Origin of the sequence: Pseudomonas sp. ArH3a, from assembly GCF_022648765.1 — a bacterium.
Taxonomy (GTDB): domain Bacteria; phylum Pseudomonadota; class Gammaproteobacteria; order Pseudomonadales; family Pseudomonadaceae; genus Aquipseudomonas.
Genome location: NZ_CP080330.1, coordinates 542,069 through 555,231 on the forward strand (window position 1 = coordinate 542,069; position 13,163 = coordinate 555,231).

9 protein-coding genes are annotated in these 13,163 nt (G+C 60.6%); 4 read left to right on the forward strand and 5 right to left on the reverse strand.

Annotated features, from left to right (window positions below; genetic code table 11):
• The first annotated feature begins 15 nt into the window (after positions 1-15).
• The 4 genes from K0P33_RS02410 to K0P33_RS02425 all read left to right on the forward strand — a co-directional run bounded on the left by K0P33_RS02410 (position 16) and on the right by K0P33_RS02425 (position 7,548).
• Positions 16-1,119 carry an efflux RND transporter periplasmic adaptor subunit gene (locus K0P33_RS02410; protein WP_242153885.1) on the forward strand — a complete coding sequence of 368 codons (1,104 nt, stop codon included), beginning with the start codon at positions 16-18 and terminating at the stop codon, positions 1,117-1,119.
• Complete coding sequence (locus K0P33_RS02415; protein WP_242153887.1) at positions 1,116-2,186, forward strand: efflux RND transporter periplasmic adaptor subunit; 1,071 nt, start codon at positions 1,116-1,118, stop codon at positions 2,184-2,186. The genes K0P33_RS02410 and K0P33_RS02415 overlap by 4 nt, the downstream gene beginning before the upstream one ends.
• Positions 2,183-5,236: an efflux RND transporter permease subunit gene (locus K0P33_RS02420; RefSeq protein ID WP_094953578.1), complete on the forward strand. Its 3,054-nt coding sequence runs from the start codon at positions 2,183-2,185 to the stop codon at positions 5,234-5,236. Before K0P33_RS02415 ends, K0P33_RS02420 begins: the two co-directional genes overlap by 4 nt.
• Positions 5,237-5,352: 116 nt before the next feature.
• Entirely contained in the window at positions 5,353-7,548 is a 2,196-nt protein-coding gene (locus K0P33_RS02425) for a glycoside hydrolase (protein WP_242153890.1), read from the forward strand.
• 105 nt (positions 7,549-7,653) lie between these two features.
• Here K0P33_RS02425 and K0P33_RS02430 read toward each other — a convergent pair whose 3' ends face one another.
• The 5 genes from K0P33_RS02430 to K0P33_RS02450 form a co-directional block, all read right to left on the reverse strand.
• Positions 7,654-8,280, reverse strand: a complete 627-nt coding sequence (locus K0P33_RS02430) for a class I SAM-dependent methyltransferase (RefSeq protein WP_094953580.1) — start codon at positions 8,278-8,280, stop codon at positions 7,654-7,656.
• 120 nt (positions 8,281-8,400) lie between these two features.
• Positions 8,401-10,425 carry a hypothetical protein gene (locus tag K0P33_RS02435; protein ID WP_242153892.1) on the reverse strand — a complete coding sequence of 675 codons (2,025 nt, stop codon included), beginning with the start codon at positions 10,423-10,425 and terminating at the stop codon, positions 8,401-8,403.
• A gap of 157 nt (positions 10,426-10,582) precedes the next feature.
• On the reverse strand, positions 10,583-11,227 hold the full coding sequence (locus K0P33_RS02440) for a methionine ABC transporter permease (RefSeq protein WP_094950856.1): 645 nt from the start codon (positions 11,225-11,227) through the stop codon (positions 10,583-10,585).
• Positions 11,217-12,332, reverse strand: a complete 1,116-nt coding sequence (locus tag K0P33_RS02445) for an ATP-binding cassette domain-containing protein (protein ID WP_094950857.1) — start codon at positions 12,330-12,332, stop codon at positions 11,217-11,219. Before K0P33_RS02445 ends, K0P33_RS02440 begins: the two co-directional genes overlap by 11 nt.
• Positions 12,329-13,144: a MetQ/NlpA family ABC transporter substrate-binding protein gene (locus K0P33_RS02450; protein WP_242153895.1), complete on the reverse strand. Its 816-nt coding sequence runs from the start codon at positions 13,142-13,144 to the stop codon at positions 12,329-12,331. The genes K0P33_RS02445 and K0P33_RS02450 overlap by 4 nt, the downstream gene beginning before the upstream one ends.
• Positions 13,145-13,163 lie beyond the last annotated feature (19 nt).

The window sequence follows — 13,163 nt, forward strand, 5'->3', positions numbered from 1 at the left end:
CGCAAAGGAGCCTGCATGGGCGGTCGCATTTCGATAGTTGTACTCAGCCTTGGCTTGTTGGCGCTGTTGAGCGGCTGCGGCCAGGAAAAGGCCGAACCCAAGGCCCATTCGCGGGTGTTTGTGCAGACGGTGCAGCCGGCGGATTTTGCTGCGGCGGTCACGCTGACCGGCGATATCCAGGCACGTGTGCAAACCGATTTGTCCTTTCGCGTGGGCGGCAAGATCATCCAACGCATGGTCGACGTGGGCGACCGCGTGACCGCCAAGCAAGTGCTGGCCAAGCTCGACCCCAAGGATTTGCAGACCAATGTCGATTCCGCCCAGGCCCAGGTCGTGGCCGAACAGGCGCGCGTCAAGCAAACCGCCGCCGCCTTTGTGCGTCAGGAAAAACTGCTGCCCAAGGGCTACACCAGCCGCAGCGAATACGACGCCGCTCAAGCCGCGCTGCGCAGCAGCCAAAGCGCCCTGGCCGCCGCGCAAGCGCAGTTGGCCAATGCCCGCGAACAACTGGGCTACACCTCGCTGATCGCCGATGCCCCCGGGGTGATTACGGCGCGACAGGCTGAAGTCGGCCAAGTGGTGCAGGCCACCGTGCCGATTTTCAGCCTGGCGACCGATGGCGAGCGTGATGCGGTGTTCGATGTCTATGAGTCGCTGCTGGTAGAGCCGCCGGCAGATGCGCCGATCACCGTCAGCCTGTTGGATAACCCGAGCATCAAGGCCGTGGGTAAGGTCCGTGAAGTCACGCCGGCGGTGGCGGCCAATACCGGCACCGTGCAAGTCAAAATCGCCCTGCAATCCCTGCCCAAAGGCATGCACTTAGGTTCTGTGGTCAGTGCCACCGCGAATGGCCCGGCCAAGGCCAGCATCGAGCTGCCGTGGTCGGCCTTGACCAAAGACCTTAACGAACCCGCTGTGTGGCTGATCGACGGTGACGGCAAGGCGCAACTGCACAAGGTCAGCGTGGCGCGTTACCTCACCGGCAACGTGATCATTGGCGACGGCCTCAAAGGCGGCGAAAAGGTCGTGGTGGCCGGTGGGCAATTGCTGCACCCCGGCATGCTTGTCGAGATCGCCCAGCCGCCTGACAACGCCCAGGCCCAAGGAGTGCAGCCATGAAACACCTGACGGCTGTACTCGCCGCCAGCCTGTTGCTGGTGGCCTGCTCCAAGGAAGAACCTGCGCCTGAACCTGTGCGCCCGGTGTTGTCGATGCAAGTGAAGGCCGAAGACCAGGAAAACCTTGGCCGCTTCGCTGGGACTATCCAGGCCCGCTACGAAAGCAACCTGGGCTTTCGCGTGCCCGGCCGTATCGCCCGCCGCACGGTCGATGTGGGCGCCGAAGTGGAGAAGGGCGCCGTGCTCGCCGTGCTCGACCCCACCGACCAGCAGAACCAATTGCGCGCCGCCCAAGGCGACCTCGCCCGTGTGCAGGCGCAGTTCATCAATGCCCAAGCTAACGCCCGCCGTCAGCAGGAATTATTCAACCGTGGCGTCGGCGCCCAGGCGCAGTTGGATGTGGCCCAGACCGACCTGAAAACCACCCAGGCCACCCTCGATCAGGCCAAGGCTTCGGTCAACCAGGCCAAGGACCAGCTCAACTACGCCCAACTGCGCACCGACCACGCCGGCATCGTCACCGCCTGGAATGCCGAGGCGGGCCAGGTGGTCAGCGCCGGCCAGCAAGTGGTGACCCTGGCGCGTCCGGATATCAAGGAAGCGGTGATCGACCTGCCGGCGGGCCTCGCCGAGCGCCTGCCCACCGATGTGGTGTTTCTGGTCGCCGGGCAACTCGACCCGAACGTGCACACCACCGCCATCGTGCGTGAGATCGAACCCCAGGCGCAAAGCGCCACGCGCACCCGCCGCGCACGCCTGACCCTGGCCGAGACACCGCCGGCCTTTCGCCTTGGCACCGCCATCAGCGTGACCTTGAGTTCTGCCATCGCGCCGCGTATCGAACTGCCGCTGAGCGCCTTGCAGGAAGTGGACGGTAAGACCCGCATCTGGCTGCTCGACACCCAAAGCCAGACCGTGCAGCCGCGCGACGTCACGGTGGTCAGCCGCGACGCCGACAGTGCCTTGCTCAACGGTGGCGTCAACCCCGGCGAACGCATCGTCACTGCCGGCGTGAACAGCCTGAAACCCGGGCAAAAAGTCAAAATCGACGAGGACAGCCCGCGATGAAAGGGAGCTTCAACTTATCTGACTGGGCCCTCAAGCATCAGTCCTTCGTCTGGTACCTGATGTTCGTCGCGCTGCTGATGGGCGTGTTTTCCTACATGAACCTCGGGCGCGAAGAAGACCCTTCGTTCACCATCAAAACCATGGTGATCCAGACCCGCTGGCCGGGCGCGACCCAGGAAGAAACCCTCAAGCAAGTCACCGACCGCATCGAGAAAAAACTCGAAGAACTCGACTCCCTCGACTACGTGAAAAGCTACACGCGGCCGGGTGAGTCCACGGTGTTTGTGTTCCTCAAGGACACCACCAGCGCTAAGGCCATTCCGGAGATCTGGTACCAGGTTCGCAAGAAGATCGACGATATTCGCGGCACTTTCCCCCAGGGTTTGCAGGGGCCGTCGTTCAACGATGAGTTCGGTGACGTGTTCGGCTCGGTGTACGCCTTTACCGGCGACGGCCTTTCTATGCGCCAGCTGCGTGACTATGTGGAGCAGGTGCGCGCCGAGATCCGTGCGGTGCCGGGGCTGGGCAAGGTCGAGATGATCGGCCAGCAGGACGAAGTGATTTACCTGAACTTCTCCACGCGCAAACTGGCGGCATTGGGGATTGATCAGCGCCAGGTTGTGCAAAGCCTGCAATCGCAAAACGCGGTCACCCCCGCCGGGGTGATCGAGGCGGGGCCGGAGCGAATTTCCGTGCGCACCTCGGGCCAGTTCGCCTCGGAGAAGGACTTGGCGGACGTTAACCTGCGGCTCAATGATCGTTTCTACCGTTTGGCGGATATCGCCGAGATCAGCCGTGGCTATGTTGACCCGGCGCGGCCGATGTTCCGCTTTAACGGCCAGCCGGCGATCGGCTTGGCCATTGCGATGCAGAAGGGCGGCAATATCCAGTCCTTCGGCAAGGCCCTGCACACGCGCATGGACGAACTGACCGCCGACCTGCCGGTGGGCGTCGGCGTGCACAAAGTCTCCGATCAGGCGGAAGTGGTGGAAGAGGCCGTCGGCGGCTTCACCAGCGCGCTGTTTGAAGCGGTGATCATCGTGCTGGTGGTGAGTTTTATCAGCCTCGGCATGCGTGCCGGGCTGGTGGTGGCGTGCTCGATTCCGTTGGTGTTGGCGCTGGTGTTCGTGTTCATGGAATACAGCGGCATCACCATGCAGCGGGTATCGCTGGGTGCCTTGATCATTGCGCTTGGCCTGTTGGTGGACGACGCGATGATCACCGTGGAAATGATGATCACGCGCCTGGAAAAAGGCGAAACCAAGGAGCAGGCGGCGACCTACGCCTACACCTCCACGGCGTTCCCGATGCTCACCGGTACGCTGGTGACCGTGGCCGGTTTCGTGCCCATCGGCCTCAATGCCAGTTCGGCGGGCGAGTACACCTTCACCCTGTTTGCGGTGATTGCCGTGGCCATGCTGGTGTCGTGGGTGGTGGCGGTGCTGTTTGCGCCGGTGATTGGCGTGCATATCCTCAGTGCCAACGTGAAACCGCATAATGCCGAACCGGGGCGTATCGGCCGTGCCTTCAATGGCGGCATGCTTTGGGCCATGCGCCACCGCTGGTGGGCCATCGGTATCACCGTGGGGCTGTTTGTGGCCTCGGTGTTTTCCATGCAGTTTGTGCAGAACCAGTTTTTCCCCTCGTCGGACCGCCCGGAAATTCTCGTTGACCTGAACCTGCCGCAAAACGCCTCGATCAACGAGACCCGCAAGGCTGTCGACCGCCTCGAAGCGATCATCAAGGACGACCCGGACATTGCGCGTTGGAGCACCTACATCGGCCAGGGCGCGATTCGTTTCTATCTGCCCCTCGACCAGCAATTGGAAAACCCCTACTACGCGCAGCTGGTGATCGTCAGCAAAGGCCTGGAAGAGCGCGGCGCGTTGATTGCGCGGCTGCAAAAACGCCTGCGTGATGACTTTGTCGGCATCGGCAGTTATGTGCAGCCACTGGAAATGGGCCCGCCGGTAGGGCGGCCGATCCAGTACCGCGTGTCCGGTAAAGACACCGATCAGGTGCGCAAACACGCCATTGAACTGGCGACCTTGCTGGATAAAAACACTCACCTGGGCGAGATCATCTACGACTGGAACGAGCCGGGCAAAGTGCTGCGGGTCGACATCGCCCAAGACAAGGCGCGGCAATTGGGGCTGTCGTCGGAAGACGTGGCGCAACTGATGAACAGTGTGGTCAGCGGTGCCTCGGTGACCCAGGTGCACGACGATATTTACCTGATCAACGTGGTGGGGCGCGCCGAAGACGCCGAACGCGGCACCCCGGAAACCTTGCAGAACCTGCAGATCGTCACGCCCAACGGCACCTCGATTCCGTTGCTGGCTTTCGCCACCGTGCGGTATGAGCTGGAGCAGCCGCTGGTATGGCGCCGTGATCGCAAGCCGACCATCACCATCAAGGCTTCGGTGCGCGATGAGATGCAGCCGACCGACCTGGTCAAACAACTCAAGCCCGAGATCGATAAGTTCAGCGCCGGCCTGCCGGTGGGCTACACCGTCGCCACTGGCGGCACCGTCGAAGAAAGCGGCAAGGCCCAAGGCCCTATCGCCAAAGTGGTGCCGCTGATGCTGTTCTTGATGGCCACCTTCCTGATGATCCAGCTGCACAGCGTGCAGAAGATGTTCCTGGTGGCGAGTGTCGCGCCGCTTGGGCTGATCGGCGTGGTGCTGGCGCTGATCCCCACGGGCACGCCCATGGGTTTTGTGGCGATCCTCGGCATCTTGGCGCTGATCGGCATCATCATCCGTAACTCGGTGATTCTGGTGACGCAGATCGATGCATATGAGCGCGACGGCTATACGCCGTGGGATGCGGTGGTGGAAGCCACCGAGCACCGGCGTCGGCCGATCCTACTGACCGCAGCGGCGGCCAGCCTCGGCATGATCCCGATTGCGCGTGAAGTGTTCTGGGGGCCGATGGCCTACGCGATGATTGGCGGGATCATCATCGCCACCTTGCTGACGCTGCTGTTTTTGCCCGCGCTTTACGTGGCGTGGTACAAGATTCGCGAGCCGAAAAAACAACAGGCCTGACCATCCGTGCCTTCCTGCAAGGATGTAGGAAGACTCTTGGAAACACTTTCCCTACAGCGCGCCTGGCGTTAACTGTTTTACCCTCCGGGCCTGATCTTGTTTGGAAGGCCTGCGTCATGCGCCGTTTAGTCCTGGTTTTTAGCCTGTTGCTGTCTCCTCAACTCTTTGCCGCCACCGTGCTGGAAAATGCGCAGTGGCGCGTCGAACTCGACCCCGCCACGTTAGCGCTGCGCGTTACGCCCTCAGGCGAAACCTCGGTGCAAGCCTCCAGCGGTGTAGCCGCGCACGCCGTCGCCGAGATGCAGGCCAATGCCGAACAGGCCACTTGGCAATGGGACAACGGCAGCTATCACCTGACCGCTCGCCTTGAGCAGCGCGACCTTGCCCTGACCATCAGTGCACGCGAGCCGGGTGAGTTAGCCCTTTTGCGCCAACCCGCCGAGGCCATGGGCAAAGGCTTGATCTGGCCCTTGGCCGAAGGGCATTACGTTCCCGCTGATAACCCTGTATGGAAGGCGTTTTTGCTGGAACAGGGCGAGGTCAATTCCACGCAGGACCTCAGCCTGCCGTTATGGGGCGTGGATCATGGGCGCTTCACGCTTAACTGGTTGCTCACCAATCCCTATAACAACCATCTGCAATGGCAAGCAGACGGTGGCGGGCTGGCGCTTTCAGTGGCGCATGAGTTCACCCGTCTTGAGCCCACCGCACCGATGACCCTGCGCCTGCACCTGGGCGATGCCGACCCGTTGGCCGGGGCCAAGCGCTATCGCGAGTGGCTGGTGGCGCAGGGGCGTTATGAACCGCTGGCGGACAAGCTGCGCCAGACTCCCGAGGCTGAAAAGCTGCTGGGTGCCAGCCATGCCTACCTGTGGGGCAATGACCTGTTAGGGCCGGAGGATGTGCGCGACTGGCCGCTGCTGGTGAAATTGCTGCGCGGCCACGAACTCAAGGGCTTGCTGGACAAAGAGGCCACGCAGGTGCTGACTCAAACCGGCACGTTGGATGGCTATCAAAAGACCGTGCTGCTGCGTGGCCTCAACGCGGCGATCAATAAAAAGGCCCGGCAAACCTGGCAGGCCACCGACGAGCCGGACATGCTCACGCTTGCCGACGGTTATGGTGTACTTCGCCGTGAACTGGCCACAGCGTTTGCCGGCGCCTTGAGCGACAGCCCCGAGACCTGGGGTAGCACGCTGTCGGCCAAGACCGTCAAAGCGCTGCAAGATGCTGGGCTGAAGCGCCTTTTGCTGACTTTGGGCGAAGGCTGGGAAGGCGGCCTCTGGCACCCCGAAGCGATTCAGTCGGGCGTTAAGGCGGGTTACCTGATGGCGCCGTACGACTCCTATGAAACCGCGTTATCCACCACCGAAAACCCGGATTGGACCACCGCCCACCTGGGCAGCAAGGCCTATCGCGACTGCGCTATCGTGTTGAAAGACGGCAAGCTCAAGACCGGCTTCCAGCAATCCGGTCATTACACCGACCCGCGTTGCGTACGGCCACTGCTGGAAGCGCGGGTGAAGGCAGTGCAAGCCAAGGCCGGTTTCAACGCCTGGTTCCTCGATGTCTACGCCACCAGCATGCTCTTTGACAGCTACCGTGACGGTGCCGAAATGACCCAGGCGCAAAACGCCGAAGGCAATATCGACGCGTCCCGCTGGCTGAATACGGCGCTCAAGCTGCCCGCCGGTTCCGAAGACGGCAACGCCATCACCGCCCAGGGCATTCTGTTCGCCCACGGCATGCAGACGCCGGTGATTGGTTGGGGGGATCGGGAGATGACCAAGGACAAGCAGTCGCCCTATTACGTCGGCAACTGGTACCCGCCTGAGCAACCCACGGTGTTCTTCAAAACGGTGCCGTTGAATGAGCCGTTCCGCACGGTGTATTTCGAGCCGACGATGCGTCTACCGCTGTATCAGGCGGTGTTCCACGGCTCGGTGATTACCACTCACCATTGGCTGTTCGATAGCCTCAAGCTCGGCAATGTGCAGGCTGAGAATGAGTTGACCCAACTGCTGTACAACGTGCCGCCGCTGTATCACCTCAGTGCCGCGACGCTTAAGCAGCGGATACCGTTGATGCAGCGCCAGGATCAGTTTTTCAGGCCGCTGCATGAACGCTTGGCGACTCAGGCGATGACGGGGTTTCGCTGGCTGACGGTAGACAAGCAGGTGCAGGAGACCACGTTTGCCGATGGCACGCGGTTGGTGGCGAATTTCTCGGCTGAAGAAAAACAGGGCTATGCCGGGCGCAGTGTGACGGCAATGGTGGTGGGCGAAAAACCTGTGGTGTATCAGGCGCATTAGCGGTGCCGGTGAGGCCTTCGCGAGCAAGCCCGCCCCCACATTTGGAACGCATTCCCCTGTGGGAGCGGGCTTGCTCGCGAAGATGTCAGGCCGGGCGACGAAAGTCTATGGTTTGCGCCACACACTCGCCAACCAAGGCTGCTGCTCCCGAGGCAGCCCGGCCGGCCGATAGTAATGCTCCAACTCCACAAAGCCGGCCGCTGTCAGCAGTGCCCGCCACGCTTGCAGGTCGTGATAAGACCCATACCGCGGTCCATTCCAGCCTTCCTGGTTTTCACCGCGTGGGTTGGAACTGAACAACACACCGCCAGGCTTCAACGCACTGTGCAGTTGCTTGAGAATGCGCGGCAATTCCTGCTTGGGAATATGAAACAACACCGCATTGGCAAACACCCCGTCGAAGCGTTCAGCCGGCAGCTCCAACTTGAGAAAGTCCTGCTGCAACACCTCACAGCCGCTGTCCTCGCGCGCCATTTGCGCAAACCGTTCAGAGCCATCGAGCCCTACGGCGATATGGCCCATGCGTGTAAACGTCTGCAAATCCCGCCCCGGCCCGCAGCCGAAATCCAGCACGGTAAACGGCGCCGTGCCTTGGATGTGTCGCAGCAGGGCGTCGATGTTCTGGCTCACATCGTGATCGCGGGTGCCGTCACGGAAGTCCTCGGCCACATTGTTGTAGTGGCCCAGGGTCGCGGAGGTAATCTGGTTCAGGTCGTCGGGGGCGAGTTTCATGGAGGGGCTTCGAGGTCTGAAGAGACGCTGACTATACGCCATGGCAGGGCTCAAAAAAAACGGAGCGGATAAGTGTTGTACTCCTCCGCTCCGTTGTATTTTGATGGCGTACTCAGCCCACTATCCGATTAATTGCACCAACGTCCAAGCGCCGAACACGTGGTTAGTACGACCGCCTGAAGCAATACCGCCGTTTTGCCAATGGTAAAAAACAGCGGTGGAGGGGTCTGTGGTAGGCCCAAACCAATAATGTTGATTCACCGGCAGTCTGGGGCCATAGACACGTTGCAAATCAGCGACGCCATCCCAGCCTAGTTGCCTGTGACCGGAATTAATGAATCCGAGTGCCACATTGAAATCGGTCCCCGCCTCGCTTGGCACTAAGCGGTATACATTACTGACGTTAACGGGGTACGAGACCATGGTGCCATACTGATCTCTCACATCAATTGTCGTAGAACCCCAGCCATTGCCGATTACCAACCCTTGGGCGTTCACTGATGCAACGCTGGGCTTGCGGGAAGTATAGGTGAGTGTCCCCAAACCACCCGTAGCGACGCGACTACCCGAATTACCGATTGACTCCAATCCTGTTGATTTTGCCCACCACGGTACTTTGATAGACAGCCCACTCAGAGTCATGGGCTCTTGCGCAATCTTAAGTTGGCCTACTATCGTCACTTCTTGAACATCTGACGTCGTTGTTTTGCCCCCCACCGTCACTTGGTAACTTAACTTGCTAAGTTGGCCCGCGCTCTGGTTGATGATTTGCGCACTGATGGGGAATAGCACTGTTCCACCGGTTGTCCCGGTCTGTGGCGCAATGTTGACGACGTTGCCATTTGGAATGCTCCAGATGAGGCGGATTACATCGGCAGGGGACATGCTCCGGTACGTCACCGCCACAGCGGCGCCATTGAGATAGTTCTGTAGCGTGATCGTCTGAGGCCCTGACATGTTGTCGAAGGCCGGCGCCGGATACGTCAATACCGGTGTGCCCAGCACCCGCACCGTGCTGCTGCCCGAGCGCCCAAGCAATACCCCTGTTGGGGTGAACAGCTCGAACGACATGCGAACAAACCCTTCCTCTTTGAAATATTCATTGGGCACCGGCGTTTGATTGCCGGCCCTTTGCGTGTGGGAAAACGGCGCCAAGCGCTTGCTCGTTTGTGTACCGTCAGCCTTGGTCAGGGTCAGCGTCACAACGATCTGGTTGGGTGGGCTGGCGATTGCTATCGAGCGTCGCACTGTCGCCAGCACGCTGAGTGGGAGATTACTTTGGGTGCCCAGGTCCAACAGCGTTGACTCAAGGCCATTGACATAAAACAACGGTGGATCAAACAGCGCGGGGTCCAGGTTGCTGCTCAATAGGTAGGGCGGCGAAAACTTATCGTTCCCCTCCGGGATGTTTCCGGCCACATCTATCACGGTGCAAATGAGCGCTACGGTGCCCGATTGACTGATCCTCTGGAAAACCGCCGACGGAATAAACACTCGATACGGCCCCGCCCCGGCGGCCTCTGCGGCGCTCAAACGGCGTTTGGTGGCGATACCGTCCAAATAGACGAAAATTTCGTCGTTCTCACGGGCGTTCTGATACTTATCAACCAGGGCCCACATTCCGTTTGCTGCTGTGCTTGCATCAATATCCGCGTCTGCCGAAAAACCTTCAGCCACCACGCGCAATCCATCGTGCCCGAAGATGTCCGGCCTACGGTCTATGCCGGCAGGGCGGGTTTTCTTGACCAGATACTTCTCGGTAGTCGAACGACTTCTCTGACCGCTAGCCTTGCGCACCACTTCCCAGTAAACATCGACTAAGCCCTCCTGCAGGCTGGTCGGGAGGAGGTTGTTCAGGAGGACGTTCAAGAAGTAACGCGGTGCCTTGGTGGTAATGCTGCCCTTGCTCAACTCTTTGCCATTACCGTACAGGTAGAATTCGTCACCGATGGTGTCAGCGAACCAAGCCTCGGAGGAGAACTCGGCATAAGGGTCGCTGGCGCGTAGCCCCAAGGCCCATTTAGCTTTTTCAGGGTAATCGAGCTTATCTGGCGGGTCGGTTTTATCAAGCTGGATGCCGAAGGTCGCGGTGGGTGGATCCAGGGATATGTCAACGGTTGAGCCGGTTGGAGTCGTCATCATCATTACCTTGCTGGTTCAGGGCGCGCGGGAACCGCGCGATGGGCAAGGTGAATGAAGCGCTTGGGGTATTAACCGAATCTACTGTCAGAATTGACAGTGCCGACGAGTGGCGCATCGCCCTGGTGGGGGCGATGCATGTATGCGGCGATTTGAACGGCACTCAGCGTTTGTTAAGCACTCGCGCCAACCGATCCCCGCCCAACTGAATCACCGCCACCAGAATCACCAGCAGCACGATTACCGTCAGCATGATCTGCGTATCAAAACGCTGGTAGCCATAACGGTAGGCAATATCACCCAAGCCGCCCGCGCCAATCGCACCGGCCATGGCCGATGAGTTGATCATTGTCACCAACGTAATCGTGAACCCGCCAACGATGCCCGGCAGCGCCTCCGGCAACAGCACATGCCAGATGATGTGCCAGCGGCGGCAGCCCATGGCTTGCGCGGCTTCGATCAAGCCGTGGTCGACCTCACGCAGGCTCACTTCGCCAATGCGCGCGAAGAACGGCGTGGCGGCGATGGTCAGCGGCACTACAGCCGCCCACACACCATAGGTCGTGCCGACGATCAGTCGGGTAAACGGGATCAGCGCCACCATCAGGATCAAAAACGGAATGGAGCGGAACAGGTTGACGAATGCGCCCAGCACGCGGTTCAGCGCGGGTGCCTGATAGATGCCGCCTTTGTCGCTGGTGACCAAAAACACCGCCAACGGAATCCCCACCAACAACGCGATCAACGACGACACACCGACCATCAACAAGGTGTCGATGGCGCCCTGCAATAAACGATCAAACCACATAGCCCAGCACCTCCACCTGTTGCGCCCAACGCCCGGCAAGGGTGCGCAGTTCTTCGGCGTTGTGCGGTGAGCCACTCACCGCCAACAGCAATTGCCCCAGGGCATGCCCCTGGATCCGTTCTACGCCGCCTTGCAGCAAGCGCACGCGCCCGCCGAGGGCGTTGAACAACGCAGCCAGGTCGGGCTCATCGGCGGCGCTGCCGGTGAACTGCAGGCGCAGCACCAACGCCGCGTCGGCCGAGGTTTGGGTGCGTTGCAGACGGCTTTGCAGTTCTTCCGGCAGCCCGTGTTGCAGCGGCGCCAGCAACGTTTTGCTGACCTCGTGTTGCGGGTTGCCGAACACTTGCCACACCGGGCCCTGCTCAACGATTCTGCCGTGTTCGAGCACCACCACGCGGTCGCAGATTTCGCGAATCACCGCCATTTCATGGGTGATCAACACGATGGTCAGGCCCAGGCGCTGGTTGATCTCGCGCAGCAGGCCGAGGATCGACTGAGTGGTCTCCGGGTCGAGGGCCGAGGTGGCTTCGTCGCATAGCAGGATCTGCGGGTCATGCACCAGCGAACGGGCGATGCCCACGCGCTGTTTCTGGCCGCCGGAGAGCTGCGCCGGATAGGCCTTGTGCTTGTCCTGCAAGCCCACCAGTTCCAGCAGCTCGCGCACTTTTTGCTCGCGCTGCGGCTTGGGCACGCCGGCGACTTTCAGCGGCAGCTCGACGTTCTGCCAAACCGTTTTGGCCGACATCAAGTTGAAGTGCTGGAAGATCATGCCGATGCGCCGACGCAGCGCCACCAGGCGGTCTTCGTCAAATTCGCCGATGTCCACCTGATCGATCAACACCCGCCCGCTGCTGGGCTGTTCCAGGCGGTTGATGGTGCGGATCAGCGAGGACTTACCGGCGCCGCTGCGGCCGATGATGCCGAACACTTCGCCGCGCTGGATAGCAAGGTCGATGCCTTGCAGTGCATGCACAGTGCCGTCATAGGTTTTGCCCAGGTTGATAAAGCGCACATGGGCGCGGTTCAAATCCGGGTGCAGTTCGGTCTGCTCGGCGTCCCTGGGCGGTAAACCCAGGTCGCGCAGTTGAGTGTTGGCGGCGGTCATTTTTTATCTTCCCAGCCCACTTGGTAGAGCTTGCCGAGGGATTTATCCAACGCGGCACGCACTACTGGCGAGTGCTGGTAGATGTCGACGAACTTGATCACGCGCGGGTCGGTTTTGCTTTTAGGCTGGATTACAAATTGAATCACGTATTCCGGGTGGTCGAGGCCGTCGAACAGCAGCGCCGACTCGGCATCGAAGGTCTTGGACAGGCGGATATACGCCGGGTAGCCCTGCACCAGGTCAGCATCGTCATAGGCGCGTACCAGTTGTACGGCTTCCACCTGCAGGATCTTGATCTTTTTCGGGTTGGCGACGATGTCTTCTTCGGTGGCCTTGTAGCCCACGCCCGGCGTGAGGGTGATCAGCCCGGCCTTGGCCAGCAGTTGCAGGCCGCGGCCGCTGTTGATCGGGTCGTTGGCGATTGCCACGCTGGCGCCTTGGGGCAGGTCATTGAAGCTTTTGTACTTCTTCGAATACAGCCCGACGTTGTTGATGATGCCCGGCGCGTACGGCACCAAGTCAAAACCGGCGGCGGCCTTGGCGTTTTCCAGGAACGGGATGTGCTGGAAGTAGTTCACGTCGATATCGCCGGCGGCCAGGCTGACGTTGGGCGCGATCCAGTCGGTGAATTCCACCAGCTCGACCTTCAGGCCCTGCTTGCCGGCCTCGACGACGGCGGCTTCCAGAGGAATCGCGAAGGCGGGGGTGGTGCCGACTTTTAAAGGTGCATCGGCGGCAAACACTGCCGAGCTGAATAAACCGAGGGCCAGGGCCAGTGCTTTGACTGGGTGGGTGAGCAGTGTCTTTTTCATAATGGTTTTCCAGTCATAA

What these genes read in the sequence shown, in the direction of transcription:
- K0P33_RS02410 (WP_242153885.1), top strand. Translation starts at nt 16, where the DNA reads ATGGGCGGTCGCATTTCGATAGTTGTACTCAGCCTTGGCTTGTTGGCG.
- K0P33_RS02415 (WP_242153887.1), top strand. Translation starts at nt 1,116, where the DNA reads ATGAAACACCTGACGGCTGTACTCGCCGCCAGCCTGTTGCTGGTGGCC.
- K0P33_RS02420 (WP_094953578.1), top strand. Translation starts at nt 2,183, where the DNA reads ATGAAAGGGAGCTTCAACTTATCTGACTGGGCCCTCAAGCATCAGTCC.
- K0P33_RS02425 (WP_242153890.1), top strand. Translation starts at nt 5,353, where the DNA reads ATGCGCCGTTTAGTCCTGGTTTTTAGCCTGTTGCTGTCTCCTCAACTC.
- K0P33_RS02430 (WP_094953580.1), bottom strand. Translation starts at nt 8,280, where the DNA reads ATGAAACTCGCCCCCGACGACCTGAACCAGATTACCTCCGCGACCCTG.
- K0P33_RS02435 (WP_242153892.1), bottom strand. Translation starts at nt 10,425, where the DNA reads ATGATGATGACGACTCCAACCGGCTCAACCGTTGACATATCCCTGGAT.
- K0P33_RS02440 (WP_094950856.1), bottom strand. Translation starts at nt 11,227, where the DNA reads ATGTGGTTTGATCGTTTATTGCAGGGCGCCATCGACACCTTGTTGATG.
- K0P33_RS02445 (WP_094950857.1), bottom strand. Translation starts at nt 12,332, where the DNA reads ATGACCGCCGCCAACACTCAACTGCGCGACCTGGGTTTACCGCCCAGG.
- K0P33_RS02450 (WP_242153895.1), bottom strand. Translation starts at nt 13,144, where the DNA reads ATGAAAAAGACACTGCTCACCCACCCAGTCAAAGCACTGGCCCTGGCC.